23 protein-coding genes are annotated in these 20,363 nt (G+C 63.9%); 11 read left to right on the forward strand and 12 right to left on the reverse strand.

The window, feature by feature from the left end:
- The 3 genes from ACFDTG_RS02580 to ACFDTG_RS02590 all read left to right on the forward strand — a co-directional run.
- Positions 1-1,160: amidohydrolase (locus ACFDTG_RS02580; RefSeq protein ID WP_375289524.1), on the forward strand; the 1,160-nt coding region annotated here is incomplete at its 5' end.
- 101 nt (positions 1,161-1,261) lie between these two features.
- Entirely contained in the window at positions 1,262-1,471 is a 210-nt protein-coding gene (locus ACFDTG_RS02585) for a hypothetical protein (protein WP_375289525.1), read from the forward strand.
- A gap of 153 nt (positions 1,472-1,624) precedes the next feature.
- Positions 1,625-1,837, forward strand: a complete 213-nt coding sequence (locus ACFDTG_RS02590) for a hypothetical protein (protein ID WP_375289526.1) — start codon at positions 1,625-1,627, stop codon at positions 1,835-1,837.
- Positions 1,838-1,972: 135 nt separating this feature from the next.
- Here the strand turns inward: ACFDTG_RS02590 and tatC are convergent, their stop codons facing one another.
- The 9 genes from tatC to ACFDTG_RS02635 form a co-directional block, all read right to left on the reverse strand.
- The gene (gene tatC, locus ACFDTG_RS02595) at positions 1,973-2,767 is read right to left on the reverse strand and encodes a twin-arginine translocase subunit TatC (protein ID WP_375289527.1); all 795 of its coding nucleotides are present in this window, start codon (positions 2,765-2,767) and stop codon (positions 1,973-1,975) included.
- A 2-nt stretch (positions 2,768-2,769) separates the two neighbouring features.
- Positions 2,770-3,165: a Sec-independent protein translocase protein TatB gene (gene tatB, locus ACFDTG_RS02600; protein ID WP_375289528.1), complete on the reverse strand. Its 396-nt coding sequence runs from the start codon at positions 3,163-3,165 to the stop codon at positions 2,770-2,772.
- Positions 3,166-3,201: 36 nt separating this feature from the next.
- A complete protein-coding gene (locus ACFDTG_RS02605; protein ID WP_375289529.1) occupies positions 3,202-3,450 on the reverse strand; it encodes a twin-arginine translocase TatA/TatE family subunit in 249 nt (82 codons plus the stop codon).
- 70 nt (positions 3,451-3,520) lie between these two features.
- Positions 3,521-4,090 carry an SMC-Scp complex subunit ScpB gene (scpB, locus tag ACFDTG_RS02610; protein ID WP_375289530.1) on the reverse strand — a complete coding sequence of 190 codons (570 nt, stop codon included), beginning with the start codon at positions 4,088-4,090 and terminating at the stop codon, positions 3,521-3,523.
- On the reverse strand, positions 4,087-4,875 hold the full coding sequence (locus ACFDTG_RS02615; protein WP_375289531.1) for a segregation and condensation protein A: 789 nt from the start codon (positions 4,873-4,875) through the stop codon (positions 4,087-4,089). The genes scpB and ACFDTG_RS02615 overlap by 4 nt, the downstream gene beginning before the upstream one ends.
- A gap of 2 nt (positions 4,876-4,877) precedes the next feature.
- A complete protein-coding gene (nagZ, locus tag ACFDTG_RS02620) occupies positions 4,878-5,894 on the reverse strand; it encodes a beta-N-acetylhexosaminidase (protein WP_375289532.1) in 1,017 nt (338 codons plus the stop codon).
- A 70-nt stretch (positions 5,895-5,964) separates the two neighbouring features.
- The gene (locus tag ACFDTG_RS02625; RefSeq protein WP_375289533.1) at positions 5,965-6,690 is read right to left on the reverse strand and encodes an SPOR domain-containing protein; all 726 of its coding nucleotides are present in this window, start codon (positions 6,688-6,690) and stop codon (positions 5,965-5,967) included.
- Between the two features lie 5 nt (positions 6,691-6,695).
- Positions 6,696-8,435 carry an arginine--tRNA ligase gene (gene argS / locus ACFDTG_RS02630; RefSeq protein ID WP_375289534.1) on the reverse strand — a complete coding sequence of 580 codons (1,740 nt, stop codon included), beginning with the start codon at positions 8,433-8,435 and terminating at the stop codon, positions 6,696-6,698.
- Between the two features lie 4 nt (positions 8,436-8,439).
- Positions 8,440-9,090 carry a hypothetical protein gene (locus ACFDTG_RS02635; protein ID WP_375289614.1) on the reverse strand — a complete coding sequence of 217 codons (651 nt, stop codon included), beginning with the start codon at positions 9,088-9,090 and terminating at the stop codon, positions 8,440-8,442.
- Between the two features lie 87 nt (positions 9,091-9,177).
- Here ACFDTG_RS02635 and ispH point away from each other — a divergent pair, with 87 nt between their 5' ends.
- Genes ispH through rnhA form a run of 3 tightly spaced genes read left to right on the forward strand, consistent with a single transcriptional unit; the run spans position 9,178 to position 11,602 of the window.
- The gene (gene ispH / locus ACFDTG_RS02640) at positions 9,178-10,155 is read left to right on the forward strand and encodes a 4-hydroxy-3-methylbut-2-enyl diphosphate reductase (protein ID WP_375289535.1); all 978 of its coding nucleotides are present in this window, start codon (positions 9,178-9,180) and stop codon (positions 10,153-10,155) included.
- A gap of 1 nt (position 10,156) precedes the next feature.
- Complete coding sequence (gene thrB / locus ACFDTG_RS02645) at positions 10,157-11,143, forward strand: homoserine kinase (protein ID WP_375289537.1); 987 nt, start codon at positions 10,157-10,159, stop codon at positions 11,141-11,143.
- A 24-nt stretch (positions 11,144-11,167) separates the two neighbouring features.
- Positions 11,168-11,602, forward strand: a complete 435-nt coding sequence (gene rnhA / locus ACFDTG_RS02650; protein ID WP_375289538.1) for a ribonuclease HI — start codon at positions 11,168-11,170, stop codon at positions 11,600-11,602.
- A gap of 153 nt (positions 11,603-11,755) precedes the next feature.
- Here the strand turns inward: rnhA and ACFDTG_RS02655 are convergent, their stop codons facing one another.
- A complete protein-coding gene (locus ACFDTG_RS02655; protein WP_375289539.1) occupies positions 11,756-12,628 on the reverse strand; it encodes a putative bifunctional diguanylate cyclase/phosphodiesterase in 873 nt (290 codons plus the stop codon).
- Positions 12,629-12,796: 168 nt separating this feature from the next.
- Here ACFDTG_RS02655 and ACFDTG_RS02660 point away from each other — a divergent pair, with 168 nt between their 5' ends.
- Complete coding sequence (locus ACFDTG_RS02660; protein ID WP_375289540.1) at positions 12,797-14,227, forward strand: HWE histidine kinase domain-containing protein; 1,431 nt, start codon at positions 12,797-12,799, stop codon at positions 14,225-14,227.
- A 33-nt stretch (positions 14,228-14,260) separates the two neighbouring features.
- On the opposite strand, the gene ACFDTG_RS02665 is transcribed toward ACFDTG_RS02660, so the two are convergent.
- Positions 14,261-15,355 (reverse strand): NAD(P)/FAD-dependent oxidoreductase, encoded by a 1,095-nt coding sequence (locus ACFDTG_RS02665; protein ID WP_375289541.1) that lies wholly within the window; start codon positions 15,353-15,355, stop codon positions 14,261-14,263.
- Positions 15,352-16,332, reverse strand: a complete 981-nt coding sequence (locus tag ACFDTG_RS02670; protein ID WP_375289542.1) for an alpha/beta fold hydrolase — start codon at positions 16,330-16,332, stop codon at positions 15,352-15,354. The genes ACFDTG_RS02665 and ACFDTG_RS02670 overlap by 4 nt, the downstream gene beginning before the upstream one ends.
- Positions 16,333-16,433: 101 nt before the next feature.
- On the opposite strand from ACFDTG_RS02670, the gene ACFDTG_RS02675 reads away from it, so the two are divergent.
- The 4 genes from ACFDTG_RS02675 (at position 16,434) to ACFDTG_RS02690 (ending at position 20,360) form a co-directional block, all read left to right on the forward strand.
- Positions 16,434-16,928, forward strand: a complete 495-nt coding sequence (locus ACFDTG_RS02675; protein ID WP_375289543.1) for a prepilin peptidase — start codon at positions 16,434-16,436, stop codon at positions 16,926-16,928.
- 92 nt (positions 16,929-17,020) lie between these two features.
- A complete protein-coding gene (gene cpaB / locus ACFDTG_RS02680; protein WP_375289544.1) occupies positions 17,021-18,118 on the forward strand; it encodes a Flp pilus assembly protein CpaB in 1,098 nt (365 codons plus the stop codon).
- A 38-nt stretch (positions 18,119-18,156) separates the two neighbouring features.
- On the forward strand, positions 18,157-19,704 hold the full coding sequence (locus tag ACFDTG_RS02685) for a type II and III secretion system protein family protein (protein ID WP_375289545.1): 1,548 nt from the start codon (positions 18,157-18,159) through the stop codon (positions 19,702-19,704).
- A gap of 14 nt (positions 19,705-19,718) precedes the next feature.
- Positions 19,719-20,360: a CpaD family pilus assembly protein gene (locus ACFDTG_RS02690; RefSeq protein WP_375289546.1), complete on the forward strand. Its 642-nt coding sequence runs from the start codon at positions 19,719-19,721 to the stop codon at positions 20,358-20,360.
- The last annotated feature ends 3 nt before the right edge of the window (positions 20,361-20,363 follow it).

Below are 20,363 nucleotides of genomic sequence, written 5' to 3' on the forward strand. Positions count from 1 at the left end.
CGAACAGCGCCGCCATGAAGGCAGCCGGCGTGGAGGCGGGCGTGAAGGATCCCGAAGGCGGCCGGGTGGAACGCCTTGGCAAGTCGCTGGTCCCGTCCGGCGTATTCGTCGACAATGCGATGTCGCTGATCGATGCCGCCGCGCCCCCCGCGCGCCCGGCGGAGCGGGATCTTGCCTTCTCCAAGGCGCAGGAGATTCTACATCGCAACGGCGTGACCGCGGCCGCCGACATGGGGACCACCATCGAAGACTGGCAGACCTACCGCCGCGCCGGGGACGAAGGCCGGCTGACGCTGCGCATCATGGCCTATGCCGGGGGGCCGGACGCGATGGACCTTATCGCCGGGGCGCGCCCAACCCCCTGGCTCTATAACGACAAGCTGAGGCTGGGCGGCGTCAAACTCTATCTTGACGGGGCCCTCGGTTCGCGCGGGGCGTGGCTCAAGCTGCCCTATGCCGACGATGCGGGTAACACCGGCCTTCCCCTGATGTCGCAGGCGCAGTTGCGCAACACACTCGTCCGCGCCGCCATCGGCAATTTCCAGCCCGCTATCCATGCGATCGGTGATGCCGCCAATGCGGAGGCGCTGGCCGCGATCGACGAAATCGCTGAAAGTTACGGCGGCGATCGGCGCTGGCGGATCGAACATGCCCAGATCGTCGATCCCGCCGATATTGCCAAGTTCGGCAGACACGGAATCATCGCTTCCATGCAGCCGGTCCATCAGACATCCGACCGCCTGATGGCGGAGGCAAGACTGGGTGAAAGCCGCTTGCCCGGCGCCTATGCCTGGCGCAGTATCAAAGACGCAGGCGGTCGGCTCGCCTTCGGTTCGGATGCGCCGGTAGAGGCGGCCGACCCCTTCGCAGGCTGGGCCGCCGCGGTTACCCGCACCGATGCGGCGGGCGAACCGTTCGGCGGCTGGCTGCCACGGGAGCGGGTTACTCGGGAGGAAGCTCTGGCCGCCTACACCTCGGACGCAGCATTGGCGGGCTTTGCCGAAGACAGGTTCGGCAGGCTGGTGGTCGGCGCCCGCGCCGACTTCCTGCTGGTCGATAGGGATCCGCTCCTGGCGTCCGCCGACGATCTGCGCGCCACGCGCGTTCTGGAAACCTGGGTCGGCGGCACCCGGGTCTTCGTTGCAGGGGAAGAGGATTAGACTAAGGAGCGCCGACTTAATGTTTTGGAAAGCATGCCTCGACTAGGGCGCCCGCGGCGAAACATGGGCAGCCCATTGGAACCAAAGGACAAGGGTTGAATATGACCAGATTTCTTATCGCAGTTGCGGCGGCCCTTGGCCTCGTTTCGGCTCCCATGGCGGCTTCGGCCGTTGAACGTCAGTCCAAGCCTGCAACGCATTCGTCGAATTTGGCCGGGACGAATGCGGTCTTCTTTCTAGGGGGGATTGTCGCCGTAGTGGCGGCCGTACTGCTTTTGCCGGAAGAAGACGATACTCCGGTCAGTGCTTGAGAGTGTGGCTCCAGGGCTACAGATTACAGTGAAATATCGTGGTTTTTGAGTGTTACAGCGGATCGGTTGTGCCATTTTGGGTTGCTTGCTTTCGGTGAGCGCCCTATCAGAAACCACGAAGCGAGAAGAATCAGTTCTCCAAGGAGATAGAATATGAAGTTCCGCACTATCGCCACCGCAGTCGTCGGCACCGCACTGGTTGCCGCCCCCGTCGTGGCTGCTGACCGCGCTGCCGCTCCGGCTTCCGACGAATCCGAACTCGCCGGTGGCGGGATCGTTGTCGCCCTTCTGGCTGCGGCCGCCGTCGTCGCTGGTATCGTCATTGCGGTCGACGCTGCTGACGACGATGAGCCTGTCAGCGCCTGATCCCAGCGATCACGAAATAGAAAACGGGGCCATCCGGCCCCGTTTTTTTTTAGCGTTTTGCATTGTGGGTTTGGGAGCGTCGGTTTGGGGGCTTCCCAAATTCGGGCGAATGCACTTTCCCTAGAAAACCCGCAGCTATTCCGTGTCGATCGCAGGCTCCGCGTCGCCCTCGGCCTCTTTCTCCCGACGGTTGAGCAGCCACATCACGAAAAGCGATCCTTCGAAAAGCAGGATCAGCGGCACCGCCAGCATGAACTGGGACATGATATCGGGCGGCGTCGCGACCGCAGCGATGATGAACGCGACCACGATCATGTAGCGCCGTCCCTTCACCAGTTGGTCGCGCTGCACGATCCCCGCGCGGTTCAGCAGCAGCAGCAGCACCGGCAGCAGGAAGCTGATCCCGAACGCCAGGATGAACTGCATCACCAGGCTGAGATAATCGCCGACTGCCGGCAGCGCCTCCACCGTGAGACCGCCCGCCGAACCCTCAAAGCCCAGCATCCAGCGAAATGCCGTGGGCATGACGATGAAATAGGCCAGCGACGCGCCAAGCGCGAACAGGATCGGCGTCGCGATGATAAACGGCAAAAACGCCTTCTTCTCCTTGGCATAGAGGCCAGGAGCGACGAAGGCCCATACCTGATTGGCGATGATCGGGAAGCTCAGGAAGAATGCCGCGAACAGCGCGACCTTCAATTCCACAAAAAACTGCTCGTAGAGCTTGGTGAACACCAGCCTGCCTTCGCCCGGAGGAAAAGCGTCGGTCAACGGGCGGACCAGAAAGCCGAAAATATCCTTGGCGAAATACAGGCAGATGCCGAACGCCACGGCCAGCGCCAGCACCGCCCGCAGCAGCCTTGCTCTCAGCTCCACCAGATGGTCGAGCAGCGGAGCCTGCGATTCGTCGATGTCCTTGACGAATCCCATCGTCAGTCGTCCTTTTTCGGCGTGGGAGCCGGCGGCTCGGCAGGCGCGTTTTCCGCCGCTTCCGGCTCGGTGTCCGACCGGGGCGGAGGTGCATCTGTCGAAGGTGGAAGGGACGGGGTATCGAGCGGCGTCATGACGGCTGTCTGGTCCAGTGTTTCAGCGTCCGGATGCTCGGCCATTATGCGCTTGTTGCGCTCCTGCCATTCCTTCTCGATCTCCGCCAGCTCCGCCTCGCGGATCATGGCATCGACGCCGGCGCGGAAATGGTTGGACATGCGGCGCATCTTTCCCATCCATTTGCCCAGCGAACGCAAGGCCAGCGGCAGGTCCTTGGGGCCGATCGCGATCAGCGCCACGATCGCGACCAGAAGCAGTTCGGATGGGGCGATGTCGAACATCGGATCAACGATTTACCAGCGTGATCGGAAGGGTGATCAGCGCTTGTTCTCGACCGGGTCGGCGGATTGTGTGTCCTTCACCGTCTCGCCGGCCGGCTTGGCATCGTGCTGGGGCCCTTCGATCCGGCGCGAGGCCGTTTCGTCGGCATCGTCCTTTATGCCATCCTTGAAGCTTTTCAGACCCTTGCCGAATTCACCCATGATGTCCGACACCCGGCCGCGGCCGAACAGGACCAGCACGATGGCGAGGACGACAAGCCAGTGCCAGATGGAAAACGAGCCCATTGGTAATCTCCGATTGGCCGCGCGACGACGGCGACAGCAGTACGCCTACGATAATTAGGTCAATACCAGCCTAATTGCCACCCTCGGCATTCGCTTCACCGGTTTGGTCATCCAAGCGGTCCAGCAATCCCGCCGCGCGCAGTTCCGCCAGCCCCGGCAAATCCCTGCGACTGGTAAGGCCGAAATGGTCGAGAAACTCCGGAGTCGTCGCATAGATCGTGGGGCGCCCCGGAGCCTCGCGCCGCCCGGCGATCCTGACCCAGCCTTCCTCCATCAGCACATCGAGCGTTCCCGACGACGTCTGCACGCCGCGGATGGCTTCGATCTCGGCGCGGCTGACCGGCTCGTGGTAGGCGATGATGGCGAGGATCTCTGTCGCGGCGCGGCTAAGCTTTCGGGTCTGCTCGCGCGTGCGCCGCAACAGGTGCGCCAGATCAGGTGCGGTCTCGAAATGCCAGCGACCCCCCCGCTGGACGAGGTGAATGCCGCGCTCGGCATACTGCGCTTCCAGACCGGCAAGGGCCTGTCGCAGATCGGCTTTACTCGCATCGCCAAGGCATTGGGCGAGATCGTCCAGAGCCAGCGGCTCCTCGGCCGCGAACAAGGCCGCTTCCACAGCCCGTTCAAGCGGGTCGGTCATGCGATCTTTCGCAGGGTCAAAGGCCCGAACACGTCTGCCTGCGCGAGTTCCGCCCTGCCCAGCCGCGCCAGTTCGAGGGCCGCGACGAAGCTCGATGCCAGTGCGGATCGTCTAAGCTGCGGATCCGCATAGGGCGGCAGGAAATCTTCCAGCTGCATCCAGTCCACCGCGACGCCAAGCATCGCCGAAACGCGCGACAACGCGCTGTCGAGTGTGACCACGGGCCTCTCCCGCACCATGTGCACCACGGGCGCGGTGCGCGCGCGGACGCGTCCATAGGCCTCGAGCAAGGCGAACTGATCGCAATGCCATCGCGTCTTGACTTGGGTTTCGAGACCCTCGGGCGCCCCCCTCGTGAACACGTCCCGCCCGATGCGGTCGCGCGCCATCAACCGCGCCGACGCCTCGCGCATCGCCCCGAGCCGCTGGAGCCGAATTTGCAGTGCGAGCGCGAGCTCTTCGGCGCTGGGTTCCTCCTGCTCATCGCGAGGCAGAAGAAGCGCCGATTTGAGATAGGCGAGCCATGCCGCCATCACGAGGTAATCCGCAGCGAGTTCCAGCCGCAGCGCCTCCGCTTCCTCGATATATGCCAAATACTGATCGACAAGCGAGAGGAGGGAAATCTGCCGAAGATCGACCTTCTGGCGCCTCGCGAGGTCCAGTAGCAGGTCGAGCGGCCCCTCCCACCCATCTATATCGAGATAGAGCGCGTCTTCATTCTTTTCCACCCCGGCGATACCGTCCCACGCCTCGTGATCGGCGGTATCCGCGGGGAGGGCCTCCACCGCTACGCCCGTTCCGCGACCGCCAGCAGCGCGTCACGCTTGGCAAGCAGTTCGTCCGGCGAAGCACGATCTGCCGTTGTTTCCATCGCCTGATGCACCCGGTCGAGCCTGGCCATGCTCGCCTCGCCGAGATGTCCGCACCGTTCCGCGATGCCGACCATCTCATCCATCTTGGCCCAGCAGTTGAGGACCACGTCGCACCCTGCCGCAATTGCGCGCTCCGCCCGTTCGGGCACCGACCCGGACAGCGCTTCCATGTCGATATCGTCCGTGAGCAGGAGGCCATCGAAGCCGATGGAGCCACGAATGATGTCCCGAACGACGATGGGAGACAAAGTGGCGGGATTTTCGGCATCCCATGCGGTAAAGAGCAGATGACCTGTCATTCCGAGCGGCGCATCCTTGAGGCTCCGGAAGGGCGCGAGATCGGTTTCCAGTTCTTCCGCGGAGGCCGTGACTGTCGGCAGCGATTTATGCGTATCGGTCGTGGTGCGGCCATGGCCAGGCATATGCTTGATGCAGCCTACGACCCCTTCCAGCGCCAAGCCTTCCAGTATCGCGCGGCCCAGGGCCGCGACCTGCATCGCATCCTCCCCCAGTGCCCGATCGCCGATGACGTCGTGGGCGTCCGGGCGCCGCACATCCAGGGGGGGGTGATAATCGACGCTTATGCCCACTTCCGCCAATTCGTGCGCGATCAGGCGCGCGCCAATCCTGGCAGCTTCGATCGCACTTATCGGCGCCTTACGATAAAGGGCCGCATAGGCGTCTCCTGCCGGATGATCGCGCCATTCGGGAGGCCTCAAGCGGCGGACCCGCCCCCCCTCCTGATCGATGCTGATCATGAGCCTGTCTCGCCCGTGAATCTCTCGCAGGGAATCGGTCAAGGCACGCAGCGGCGCCCGATCGATACAGTTGCGCCCGAACAGGATGTAGCCCACCGGGTCTGCATCCTTGAAAAATGCGCGCTCATCATCCGTCAGTACGGGTCCAGAGCAGCCGAAGATTGCTGGCGTCATACCGTGATTTTCGCAGCCCGCCGCGCATCCGGCAAGGCAAGATCGGCAACCGGCGGGGGATAGGCGGTCGTCACTTCACCTGGCAGGCGATGCCGGCATCCTTCAAGCTGTTGCACAATTGCCTGGCTCCAGCGCTATCCCCGCCCCCGGCCTGCAGGCGATAGACCGTTCCGATATCGGCCCGCCCCCGAATGACGCGATGCGAGATGCCGGACAGCAGTTCCGTTCGCCGGATCAACGTCGCCCATCCGGCTTCCGCATCGGATCGCGAGGAATAGGCGCCGACCTGAACGGCGGTACCGGCGGGATAGCGCTCGTCGTCAGACTCTTCCGGAGAGGCTTTCGCCGTTGGCGTCGCTACCGGCGCGGTCTCCGGCGTCGGGGTGACCGTGGGTGTGGGTGTCGGTGTGCCCAGCCGCGCCTCTACCGCCTGCCCTTCGCCAACGGCATAGCTGAGATCGCCGGTGCCGGCGAACGTCTTGCCACCCGGATCTCGCGGCCGTTCCTTGTACGGGGTCTGCGGGGCAGCAATCAGCGACCCATCCGCCTCGGGCTCATCGGAGCCCACGCTGTGTGAAAGGTACCAGACGCCGCCCACCACGATGGCGAGCGCGACCAGCATGATCAACGCGATGCCGATCAGCCTGCCGGTATCCATACCAGCGGGTTCTTCTCCATCGTCGTCCGATTCGAGCCAGGGCAGCCGTTCGCCGGATTCGGCAAGTGCCAATTCGCCATCGCGACTGTGCGACTGCTTAAACCAATTCCCTGTGCTTCCCTCCCCCGGGCTGGTCATCGCTCCTACATCTCCTCCACCGCTTCGACTCCTAGAATGGCCAGGCCATTACGGATAACCTGGCCGACTTGAGAGGCTAGGTACAGCCTCGCCGCCGTCATTTCGGGGTCATCGGCCTGGATGATGCGGAGCGAAGGATCGTCGTTCCCCGCATTCCAGAAGCTGTGAAATGCCGCAGCGAGGTCAAAGAGGTAAAACGCAATACGATGGGGCTCACGGGCTGTGGCCGCAGCTTCCACCAGGCGCGGAAACTGCGCGACATCCCTGACGAGAGCCAGTTCCGCCTGACCCAGCCTTTCGAGATTGGCATCGGACGGCTCGACCCCAGCCTTGCGCAGTGTGGAACGGATGCGGGCATGGGCATACTGGACATAAAAGACCGGATTGTCCTTGGACGCTTCGATCACCTTGGCGAAATCGAAGTCCATCTGCGCATCCGGCTTTCGCGAAAGCATGGTGAAGCGCACCACATCCTTGCCGACCTCTTCCACCATGTCCGCGATGGTCACGAAGACACCGGAGCGCTTGGACATCTTCACCGGCTCGCCGCCGCGCAGCAGCTTGACCATCTGCACCAGCTTGACGTCGAAAGGCACGTCACGCCCGGCCCCCTGCGTCAGCGCGCTGACGGCCGCCTTGATCCTTTTGACGGTACCGGCATGGTCGGCGCCCCATATGTCGATCAGCGCATCGGCATTTTCGGCCTTCTGGAAATGATAGGCCAGATCGGCACCGAAATAGGTCCAAGTCCCATCGGATTTCTTGATCGGACGGTCCTGGTCATCGCCGAACCGGGTTGACCGGAACAGCGGCAGTTCGACCGGCTCCCAGTCATCGGGCGGCGCCTTTCCCTTCGGCGCTTCCAGCACGCCGTCGTAGACCAGATCGCGATCGCGCAACCACGCTTCCGCCTCGGCTGGTTTCCCGGCAGCTTGCAATTCGGCTTCGGAAGCGAAGACGTCGTGCGCGATGCCCAGCAGCGCGAGATCGGAGCGGATGCGGCCCATCATCTCGGCGACAACCTTCGGCTTGAAAACCGGCAGCCATTCGCTTTCGGGTGCCGATGCGAACTGGTCGCCGAATTCATCCGCCAGCGCCCTGCCCACCGGCACGAGATAGTCGCCCGGGTACAGGCCTTCCGGAATTGCGCCGATATCCTCGCCCAAGGCCTCTCGATAGCGCAGGTGCGCGGATCGGGCGAGTGTATCGACCTGCCCGCCCGCATCGTTGACGTAATATTCGCGGATCACGTCGTAACCCGCGAATTCGAGCAGACCCGCCAGCGCATCTCCAACCACTGCGCCGCGGCAGTGCCCCATGTGCATGGGCCCCGTCGGGTTGGCGGAAACATATTCGATGTTGACGCGCTTGCCGCTTCCTAGCGCGGAACGTCCATAGTCATTTCCCAGCTCGCCCACCGCACGAAGTTCGCGCCGCCATGCATCGTCGGTCACGCGCAGGTTGATGAAACCGGGCCCCGCGATGCTGGCCTCCACGATGTCGGGATCGCGATCGAGGTGCGCGACGATCTTTTCGGCCAGAGCGCGCGGATTGCTGCGCGCGGGCTTTGCGAGAACCATCGCGGCGTTGGTTGCCAGATCGCCGTGCGATAGATCGCGCGGAGGCTCCACCGTCACGCCGGACCGAGGGGCATCGGACGGAAGGGCCGCCTCCAGCACCAGGGCATCCAGCACGGCATCAATCCGCGCCGCAAAGGCGGCGTACAATGTCTGGGTAGCGCTCATGAAATCAACGCGCGACGTTATAGGCGAGCTGTTGCTGCGTCAGATTGAACCCGACCAGCAGTTCGAAGGTCGCGCGCTGAACCGCGGCGCGCACCGCCGGATCGGCCAGCGGATCGATCGCAGCGTCCTGATCGCCGGCCTCGCGCCGCCTGGTGATCTGCTCCCTGATGTCTTGAGGCAAGCTTGCCTCAGTCGCATTTACATAGGCGGCCGCCTGGGCGGTGGCCTGTGCGCGTTCCGCGCCATCCGCAAAGGCCAGGGTTACCCTGCCCACTTCCTTGCTGACCACCGCGCTGCCACCACGCAGGACGGTGACGAAATAAGGCAGCTCGACACTGCGTGCGCCCCTGGTGTCGGTCCGGCGCGCATAGACGTCGAAATCGGCCACGCTGTAGACCCGCTCTCCGGTTTCATTGCAGGAGGAGCGAAGGTTGGTGATTGCAGCGGTGACATCGATATCGGTCGCCAGTTGCTGTCCCCCACTGCGGAACATGGTGATATCGCCAGTATAATCGGGAATGCCCACCGCGGGGCACTTCGAACGCAGCGCCGTGATGCCAACGCCCTGATCGACGACGATATCGCCCTGCTTGGCGCAAGCGGACAGCGTGGCGGCGGTCGCAAGAATGAGGGCAAGGCGAACGGAACGGGTCATCATCGCGGCAGTAAACCTGACTTCAAAAGGATGTGAACGGACTGCGCGCCCTAGCTTGGCGCGGCGCGAAGCGCTAGGGGGCGCGGTATGAACGCTCCCTTGCGCCACCAGCCGGAAGCCGACCCGTTGCTTCCGCCGCTTACCGTCCTCATCGCCGCACCCCGCGGGTTCTGTGCGGGGGTGGATCGTGCCATCGAAATCGTGGAACGCGCGCTCGAGAAATACGGCGCCCCCGTCTACGTTCGGCACGAGATCGTCCACAACCGGCATGTCGTTGAAAGCCTGAAGGAAAAGGGCGCTATCTTCGTAGAGGAACTGGACGAGGTGCCGACCGATGCGCCGGTGGTGTTCAGCGCGCATGGTGTCCCCAAGAGCGTGCCTGCGGAGGCGGAGCGGCGCAACATGCTCTACGTGGATGCCACCTGCCCCTTGGTGAGCAAGGTCCACCGGCAGGCGGAGCGGCAGATCGAGAAGGGACAGCACATCATCTTCATCGGTCATGCTGGCCATCCCGAAGTCATTGGAACCATGGGGCAAGTTCCCGAGGGCCGCATCACGCTGGTCGAGACGATCGAAGACGTGGGCCGGCTTACATTCGGCGCCGACGAGAATTTATCCTTCCTCAGCCAGACCACCTTGTCGGTGGACGACACTGCCGAGATAATAGAGGCGCTGAAGGTGCGGTTTCCGGGCATTGTGGCTCCGAAGGCGGAAGACATCTGTTACGCCACCTCCAATCGGCAGGCGGCCGTCAAGCAGATCGCCCCCGCGAGCGATCTGGTGCTGGTGATCGGCGCTCCCAACTCTTCCAATTCCGTGCGACTCGTCGAAGTTTCTCGAAGGCTTGGAACCGACGCACATCTGATTCAGAGCGCTGCGGAAATCGATCCCGCCTGGCTTGAGGGGATCGGCACGCTGGGTCTTTCCGCCGGCGCTTCGGCGCCCGAGGTTCTGGTCCGCGAGGTCATCGCGAAGCTGGGCGAATGGCGGACGGTGGAAGAGCAGCAGGTGATGGCAGCCGAGGAAAAGATGGTTTTCAAGCTCCCCCGCCAGCTAACCGACTGAATTGGCTGTCTATACCCACCTCGGAGCCGAAGAGCTCGCGCGCCTCATCGCGCATTACGATGTGGGAGAGCTGGTCAGTGCGAAGGGAATTGCCGAGGGCGTTTCCAACAGCAACTGGCTGATCGAGACGCGCCGGGCCGGCAGGACCGCATCGCGCTTCATCCTGACGATGTACGAGCGGCGGATCGACATCGAAGAACTGCCTTTCTTTCTCAAACTACTGGATTTTCTTGCAGAACAAGGCTGCGCGGTGCCCGCCACCATCCATGACCGGGACGGGGCGCTTTGGCGGGAGATCGATGGCAAGGCAGTGGCTCTCATCGAATTCCTGCCCGGAATTTCCCCTTCCATGCCAACCGCTTCGCAGGCAGCCGCCGTCGGCGCGGCACTGGCGCGGGTCCATCTCGCCGCCGCCGGCTTCCCCGAGACCCGCGTCAACAGGCTCGGCCCGCAGCAGTCCTATTCGGTGCTGAAAAACGTCGATCACCCGCTTGCTGAAATATCCGAATGCGTGAAACGCGCCCTCGATCTTGCCTGGAACACTCTCGATTCCTGGCCGACCGATCTGCCCACCTCGATCATCCATTCGGACCTGTTTCCCGACAATGTGCTGATGCTGGGCGACAGGGTTTCGGGCATGATCGATTTCTATTTCGCCTGCACCGGAGCCATGGCCTACGATCTGGCCGTAACCCATGCCGCGTGGAGTTTCGATGCGCGCGGGGAGCGGCTGGATCATGCCATCGGCGCGGCGCTGCTTGCGGGATACGAATCGGTTCGCCCGCTGGAGCAGGCTGAGACCGAGGCCCTGCCCGTGCTGGCGGAGGGGGCCTGCCTTCGCTTCGTGGCCAGCCGCGCGGAAGACTGGTTCGACACGCCGGAGGGGGCGCAGGTTCAGCGCAAGGATCCGATGGATTTCCTGCGCCGCTGGGAAATCTATCGCTGCGAGGGTGCCGACGCCTTCCGCGGGGCCTTCCGGGCCGCGTGATCCGGCGCTAGGAGCCGGAGCCATATGAAACGGGTCGAGATATTCACCGATGGCGCCTGCAAGGGCAATCCCGGCCCCGGTGGCTGGGGCGCGCTGCTGCGGCTGGGCCAGCACGAGAAGGAGCTGTCCGGCTCCGAGCCCGATACCACCAACAACCGCATGGAGATGACCGCCGCGATCCGCGCGCTGTCCGCGCTGATCGAGCCGTGCGAAGTCGATCTTCACACCGACAGCAAATATCTGATCGACGGCATCACCAAATGGGTCCACGGCTGGCAGAAACGCGGCTGGATCAACGCCAGCAAGAAACCGGTCCGCAATGCCGATCTGTGGCACGAACTCATCGAACTGACGGCGACGCACCGGGTGGAGTGGCACTGGGTCAAAGGCCACGCCGGTCATCCGGAAAACGAGCGGGTGGACCGGCTGGCCAGCGACGCCGCCCAGGCTGCGACCTAGACGCTGCGACGCATCGCAACCGCTTCCTGGCGGACGCAATCCCGAAACTGGCAACGCACCGGGGCATCTGGGTCAATGTCGTTACATCGCGGCCTTAATGACCGCAGTTACGCCGAAAGCCGCAGGGCTCCACTCCTCGCCCCTCGAGCGCGATCAGGCCAAATCGCGCAGCTTCGCCGCCGGACTTAAATATCTGGCAGCGGCGGTCGTGGGCACGCGCAGTAATTCCAGGCAGGCGCCGCATTTGCCCAGGCAGCCATGGCTGCCGCTTCGATGGTCAGAGACAAGGTGGTGATAGTCCTCGATCGGGGCCGGCCTGCCGATCAGATAACCCTGTAGCTTGTCGCACCCCAGTTCGCTCAGAAGATAGGCCTGCTCCTCGGTTTCGACCCCCTCCGCGATGATCAACATGCCTAGGCCGCTGCCCAAGGCGACCACGGCCTTAACGATAGCGTAAGCTTCTCGACTCTCTGTGATCGCCCTGATGAAGGATTGGTCGATCTTCACCTTGTCGAACGGGAAATGCAGAAAATATCCCAGCGAGGAATAGCCGGTGCCAAAATCGTCGACGGCAATCCGGACGCCAAGGCCTTTCAGCCGACGAAGGGTTTCGATCGTCTTGTCCGTATTCTCGATCATGACGTTTTCCGTCACTTCCAGATCGAGCCTATTGGGGTCCAGACCCGTATCGGAAAGCACCTCTTCGATGAGCGATACGATGTCAGTCCGCTCCATTTGATAGGGCGAGAGGTTGACTGAAACCTTCAGCGGTTGCTGCCACCCGGCCGCCTCCTCGCATGCTCGTCTCAGAACCCATTCGCCCAGCATCGGAATAAGGTCCAGCCGCTCCGCCATCGGAATAAAGAAAGCTGGTTCTATTTCACCCAGCTTCGGGTGGCGCCATCGGCACAAGATCTCGAACCCGGTGATGCCCCCGGTGCGCAGGCAAGCAATGGGCTGGAAATGCGCATGCAAGCCACCCGCCAGGACAGCGTCGCGCAGATCGTCCTCGATCTGCCGACCCAATGGCTGGATTTGTCCTATGGTATCGTTCCGCGGCACGAGGTCATCGTTACCAGCCTGGAAAGGATAAATTGGGGACTTCGCATTACGCACTCATACCTATTTCCCTCATGGGATTAAAGGTATTCACTTGCGGCGTATATATGCAGTTTCCGCTATAAAGGTTTGAATGTGAACGAAGACAGTGCCGAAAACGCCGATCGTTCAGCTCAAAGAAGGCTTGAAGGCATCGTCGCCAGTGCGATGGATGCGATCATCACCGTTAACGAAGAACAGAGGATAATCCTGTTCAATCCCGCCGCCGAACAGATGTTCGGTGTCGACCAAGCTGTTGCGATGGGACAACCCATTTCGAGGTTCATTCCCGCCCGCTATCGCGAGGCGCATGACGGCCATATCCGCCGCTTTCGCGAAACCGGCGCGACCGGCCGAAGGATGGGGGCGCTGGGTGCGATCAGCGGGCTGCGTGAAGATGGAACGGAGTTTCCCATTGAGGCATCCATTTCGCAGGTGGATTTGCAGGGCGAACGCCTGTCGACGGTTATCTTGCGCGACATTACCGAACGCATCGCCAACGAGGAGGCACGGTTGCTGCTGGCGCGGGAGGTCGATCATCGGGCCAAGAATGCGCTGGCCGTGGTTCAAGCCCTCGTTTCCCTGACCACCGCACCCAGCAAGGAGGAATTCATTGCGGCGCTGCGCGGCCGCGTCTCCGCCCTTGGTCGAGCCCACAGCCTGCTGGCACAAAACAGGTGGACCGGGGCAGAACTGGCCAAGATAATTGAAGACGAGACGGCCCCCTATTGTAAACCCGGCCAGACAAGGGTCCGCAGTTTCTCCGTTTCACTCCTCCCGCATGCTGTTCAACCTGTCAGCCTGCTGATCCACGAATTGGCGACCAATGCAGTCAAATACGGGGCCTTCTCGGTCCCGTCGGGCCGGGTGGATGTGTCCTGGTTCATCGACGAGGATGATGCGCTGGTCGTCAGCTGGATTGAAACCGGCCTGTCCGCCGCTCCTAAAAAACCCGAAAGCAGCGGTTTTGGCTCTACCCTGATCGACACGGTGACGCGTCAACTGGGCGGCGAGGTTTCCACGCAGTGGGAGCGGGACGGGGTGCATGTCGTTGCTCGCCTTCCAGCGGCAAGCTATCGTCGCAACGCGTCGGCAAAGGACACCGCCGAGGCAAAGGAATCTGCCAATCTCCCGGAGAAGAAAAAACGCGGACGCCTGCTTATCGCGGAAGACGAATTGCTGGTGGCGATGGAATTGTGCCAGGCGCTGGAGGCCAACGGGTGGGAAACGATCGGGCCAGCCGCGACTGTGGAGGATGCGTTCCGCATCCTGGCCAACGAGCCGCGGCCCGACGCGGCGATACTTGACATCAATCTGAATGGTGAGGTCGTTTACCCGGTGGCCGATCTGCTGAACGCCAAGGGCATACCCTACCTCTTTTGCACCGGTTATGAAGCAGCCGGCGGGGGACCGGCGCATCAGAATGCCCCCATACTTAAAAAGCCGACCAATCTCGACAGTCTTCTGGCGGAGGTGCAGATGCTGATCGATTATCCGCCGCCGCCTAATGGCATTCAGGCGGCCTGATCGGTTGGACGCAGATCGCTCGAGAGGTTTCTCTCAGGCGAATCGCGCCGGCGAATAGAGCGCGGCGTCCAGACCCCGCGTGATCGCATCGCGGCCCAGCCCCAGCAGCTCCTGCGCCGCCAGCCGGGCCGCCGCGGGGGCCGTCTGGATGCCAAAGCCTCCTTGCCCCGCGAACCAGGCAAAGCCTTCCACGCGCGGGTCCGGGCCGTAGACGGGCAGGCGATCGGGGGCGAAGCTCCTCAGACCGGCCCAGCGCCGCTCCACCGCCAGCACGCGCCAGTCCACCACCTGCTGGAAACGGTCGATCGCCTCGGCCACCGCGAGTTCCTCGGGAGCGGCGTCGCAAGGCTCGCTGGGCGTTTCGTCGTGCGGGCTCAGCCACAACCGCCCGGCATCGGGCTTGAAATAGAACCGTCCCGCGATGTCGAGCACCAGCGGAAGGTCTTCGAGTGGTGCGGGATCGGTGCGTAGCTGCGCTATGGTCCGGCGCAGCGGCTGTATGCCGAGCGGTTTCGCGCTCGCCAGTCCGGCGATCTCGTCGGCCCACGCGCCTGCCGCGTCGACCACGGTGGCGGCGGTGAAACGTTCGCCCCGCTCGGTTTCGATCCGCCATGCGCCAATGTCCCGGCGCATCTCCTTCACCCGGGCACTCATCTGCGCCGCAACACCGCGCCGGCGGCCCATGGAGAGATAATGCTGGTGAAGTGCCGCCACGTCGATGTCGGCGCAGGCCGGTTCGTGGATAGCGCCGGTCCAGTCCTCCCGCAGACGGGGCAGCATCCCGGCAAGCTCCGCGCGGTCAAGGCGGGCGATGGTAGCACCGGTATCGCCGAACCGCTGCATGAAGCCATCCAGCAGGCTTCGATCCGCATCGCGCCCGATGTAGAGCGCGCCGCGCCGGGTCAGGAAATCATGCTCCCTCAGGTAATCGCCGGACGCGAGCGTGAGTGGCACGATCTCCGGGCCGCCGTAGCATTCCTCCCAAAAGGCTGCCGAGCGTCCGGTGGTGTGGTAACCGGGCGCGCTTTCCGCCTCTAGCATCAGCACGCTGGCGTGAGCGGCCAACTCGGCGGCCACGCTGGCGCCGGCCATTCCGGCACCGATCACTGCGAAATCGAATGCGGTCACGGCGTTGCGGCGGGGGCCACCGCGTCCAGGAAGCGGGCAATCTCGTCCATCACCTTGTTGCGCACCCGATCGGCCTCCCGCAGGATCTCATGCCGCGCTTCCTGTCCGAACTGCACCAACCGGGCTTCTGGCATGCGCGCGCAGGCCCGCTGGATAGGACCGAAGGGCACCAGCTCGTCGGCGGTGGTGGCGATCATCAGCGTGGGAACCGTGGCATGCTCAAGGACGCCGGGCGCGAAGAGGGCGCGCGAGGAGGCATAGGCCGCCGCGACCCAGCCCCAGCTTCCCGGCCCCATCGACACCTCGGGCCTCTCGCGCCGCCACCATAGCTCGTCCTCGTAGCGGTCTGCGTCATGCGTCAGCAGATCGCCGCGCGCCGAAGGCGCTTCGCCGGGCTTCTCGCTCCATTTCCAAGCGGGGCGCGTTGGGCCGCCGATGCGCGCCATCAGCCGCGCGATGGCGTGCAGCGCGGCGATCGGCAGCGGCGGTCCCGCCATGCCCAGCATGGGCGCGGACAGCACCAGCGCATCGGGATCGACGGCGTGTTCCGCCACCGCCCGCAGCGTCAGATGCCCGCCCATCGAATGACCAGACAGGACATGTGGGCTAGGCGTATCGGCCTTCCACGCGCGCCAGAAAGCGGCCAGATCACCGATCCACTGGCAGAAATCCTCGATATGGCCGGTGGTCTCGTCGCTCCCCAGCCGGCCCGATCCACCCTGCCCGCGCCAGTCGGCGGCGGTCACGCGCCAGCCGGCGCGATGCCACTGGTCCAGCGTCTCGAGATATTTTTCGTAGTGATCGCCCCGCCCAGGCATGAACAGGATCGAGCCGCGCGCGCCACCGGCCCGCCCCGGCCAGTCGATCCGGCGGATGGGGTGTCCGTCGGGCGCCTGCCAGACGGATTCACGCGCCTCGGCAGGTATCGCCCGCCGGTCGAACGGCGCCGGTGTTTGCGCAGTTATGCCGTTGTCCATCCTGTGCGCCCGCCCGTCCTTCAACCCGCAGAATTGTGGTTACCGTTTGGTAAGCCCTGCCCTGTAATCGACATGGCCCATACGGTTTTACCGGGGGTCCCATGTCGCTCGACACGATTTACTACGGATTGCTGGCCGCACTGGCAATCGCGCTGCTCTACGCCGCGTTCACCGATATCCGCCGCCGCCAGATCGATAACTGGCTGAACATCGCCATCGCGGCGAGCGCGCCGCTGTTCTGGTGGGCCAGCGGGCTCGACCTATGGCCCGGCGTGGCGCTGCAACTGGGCGTGGCGCTTGCCGCCTTCGCCGTGCTGGCCGGCCTGTTCGCCATCGGAATGATGGGCGGCGGCGACGTGAAGCTGCTGACCGCACTGGCACTGTGGGTGCCGCCGCTGGCCTTCGTGAACCTGCTGTTCGTCATGGCGGTGACCGGCGGCATCCTGACTATCGTCCTCGGCAGCTGGCACGTGGCGCGGCGGCGCAAGGATCGATTGGCGGTCCCCTATGGCATAGCGATCGCCCTGGGCGGCCTGTGGACCATCGCGTCCGAAGGCATGGCGCGCGGCGGGACCGCAAGCCTTGGTTTTGCCTGACAACGCCATCTTAACCACTGCCGCCCTATTGAGCGGAAACCATGATTGCCCGCGTGCGCTTGCCGGGGCCGAATAGAGGGTTCGATTCATCCATGGACAGGAAAAAAGTGGTTCTGCTGATTGCGGCATCGATCGTTGCGATCGGCACCGCCTTCATGGCGCGAAGCTTGCTCACGGGATCCGCCGCGCCTGTGGCAGAAGCCGCCGTGGTGCCGCTCGCAGAGCCCGTTCCGCAGGGTCCAAAGGTGCTGGTGGCGCAGCGCGCGCTTACTCCGGGCACCATCATCACCGCCGATTCGCTTTCCTTTCAGCCCTGGCCGGGCGAACTTGTGAAGGACGCCTATTTCCTCGAGGGCGAGGCGGACATGAACAAGCTGCTCGGCACGGTGGTGCGCTTCGCCATCACTGCCGGTGAGCCCGTGACGCAGGGTGCGCTGGTCGCGCCGGGCGATCGCGGCTTCCTTGCAGCCGCCCTGTCCCCCGGCATGCGCGCTGTGACGGTTCCGGTGAACGACCTGTCGGGTGTCGCCGGCTTCGTGTTTCCGGGCGACCGCGTCGACATGATGCTGACGCAGAGCGTGGAAGGCGACGGCGGCGAGTTGAAGGCGACGGAAACGATCCTTCGCAACCTTCGCGTGCTGGCGACGGACCAGGCGACGTCCCAGGAAGTGGTGGAAGGCCGCGTGCAGGTGCGCAAGAGCACCACCGTCACCCTCGAAGTCACCCCGCGCATCGCGGAAAAGGTGGCCGTCGCCCGCAACCTCGGCACCCTGGAGCTCTCGCTCCGTTCGCTGGCCGAAAATCAGAACGACCTCGAACGGGCACTGGCATCCGGCGCGATTAAGGTGCCCGACGATGCGACGCCCGAAGAGGAGGAGCGGATCCTGCGCCGGGCCGCCAGCCGCCCGATGGATGGCCGCACCAGCTTCGTGACTGGCGGCGACGTATCGCGCTTCCAGACGGCGCGGCTCCCGGGAACCGACAAGGCCGCCCCCCAGCCCCCCACCGTCACCATCAACCGTGGCGGATCGCAGGAAGTTCATGTGATCGGCGGCGGCGGTGGACCGGTCGCAGCGCCGAGGAGCGGCATTCCGATGGCCCCCGGCGGTCCCGTTCCGACCACGCTGGTGTCCGGCGGCCAAGTGGCCAGTGCCGGAAACGCCAGCCGCCCGAACGGCATCGTACAGTGAAAATGCCCGCTGAATTTCTCCTGCAAAGGCGATCGATCATGACTTCTCGCATCTCCGCACCCCTGCTCGTGGCCGGTATGGCGCTGGCACCGATGGCCGCGCCACTGGTCCCCGCCGCACAGGCCCAGACCGTAACCGGTCCGACATCCCAGGATCTCGTGCTCTCGATCGGGCGCGGACAGCTCGTCAGCATCAAGAGCGGCACCATGAGCGATATCTTTATCGCCAATCCCGCGATTGCCGATGTCCAGATCAAGTCGCAGAAGCAGCTCTATATTTTCGGCAAGGGCGCCGGGACAACCACGCTCTACGCCAGCAACGCGCGCGGCGACATCATCTGGTCGGCCAATATCCGCGTCGGCTCCAACATCGACAGCATCGACCAGATGCTGAACCTGGCGATGCCCGAAGCGAAGGTATCGGTCGCCACGATGGGGTCCAAGACCATCCTCTTGACCGGCACGGTCGCGGCGCCGGAAGACGCCGCCGAAGTGCAGCGCCTGGTGGAAGCCTTCACCGATGGTAGCATGCAGGTGATCAGCCGCCTCAAGACGGCCACGCCATTGCAGGTCAACCTCCGCGTGCGAATAGCGGAAGTGAACCGCAACTTCGCCCGAAGCATCGGCACCAACCTGCTGACCGTGGACCGAGGGACCGGTGACGGCTTCAAGTTCGGGATCACCAACGGGCGCAAGATCACCACCAATTACACCGTCGGTAGCCCCGGCGGCCTGGGTGTGGGTGCAGGTGACGGTCCAGCAAACGCGACGGACGTCACCGGGAACGGCACGGGATCGACCATCGCCGCGTTCGGCCGATTCCTGGGCTTGGACATCGGTGCCGCGCTCGACCTGGCGGAACAGGACAACCTGGCCACAACGCTGGCCGAGCCGAACCTCACCGCACTGTCGGGCGAAACAGCAAATTTCCTGGCCGGCGGAGAAATCCCGCTTGTGACCAGCAGCCCGCTCTCGGGCCCGACCGTCACCTACAAGCCCTTCGGCGTCAGCCTCTCCTACACTCCGGTGGTTCTCGCCAATGGCCGCATCTCCCTGCGCGTGAAGCCGGAAGTCTCCGAGATTTCGAGTGTGTCCAACGTGGGCGGGATCCAAACGGCGGCGCTTTCCACGCGCAGCGCCGAAACCACCGTGGAGCTGGGTTCGGGCCAGAGCTTCATGATCGCCGGCCTGATCCAGAACAATGCGATCAATTTCATCGACAAGGCTCCGGGCCTGGGCGACGTTCCGATTCTGGGCAGCCTGTTCCGTTCGACCAGCTTCCGCCGCAATGAAACCGAACTGGTGATCGTAGTCACGCCCTATCTGGTGAAGCCGGTGGACGATGCGGACATCCGCCTGCCCACCGATGGTTTCCACAGCCCGACCGAACTCCAGCGCCTGCTCGGCAATCAAGCCCACGACAACCAGCCCGGATCCGATCGTCCCGCACCGACCGCGATCGAGACCGGCGCGGTCGCCAATCCGACACTCGGCGCAGCGCCGGCGGCACAAGCCGCACTCCCTGGCTCGCAGCCCCGGCGCGAGGAAAAGGTCGCGACCGCCGCGCCCGGCTTCAGCTTCAACTGAGAGGAACGTCCATCATGCGCACTTCCAACCGTTTCCTCGCCAGCGCCATCGGCCTTTCGCTGGCCTTCGGCCTCACCGCCTGTGGGGGTATGCCCACCAACCGGACGGTGTACAGCGTGCACCAGCCGGTGGTGGAACGCAGCTCCATGGCGCTGGACGTGACCACATCTCCCGATGGCCTGCCGCTTTACGAACAGCGCCGCGTGGCATCCTGGTTCGAGACCATGGATCTCGATTACGGCGATCGCGTCTCGGTCGACGACCCCAGCGGCAATGAGGATGCACGCGCCGCGGTGGCACTACTCGCCGGTCGTTACGGCATCATGCTGGCAGATGGCTCCCCCATTCCCTCTGCTGAAATCGCGCCCGGACAGGCGCGCATCATCATCACCCGCTCGCGCGCCAGCGTGCCCGGCTGCCCCGATTGGTCGGCCTCCAGCGACTCAACACTCGGCAACGGGCTGAGCGCGAATTACGGTTGTGCCACCAATAGCAATCTGGCCGCGATGGTCGCCAATCCCGAAGACCTGATCAAGGGCCAGAAGGGATCGCCAGACACCTATATCGACACCTCGAAAACCACGATCGACACCTATGGGGAAAGCGTCGGCAAGGCGGTTGGCCAAGTCAGTGGCGGCGTCGGCGGAGGGAACTGAGAT

It is taken from the genome of Qipengyuania sp. (assembly GCF_042095715.1).
In the GTDB taxonomy this organism is placed as follows: domain Bacteria; phylum Pseudomonadota; class Alphaproteobacteria; order Sphingomonadales; family Sphingomonadaceae; genus Qipengyuania.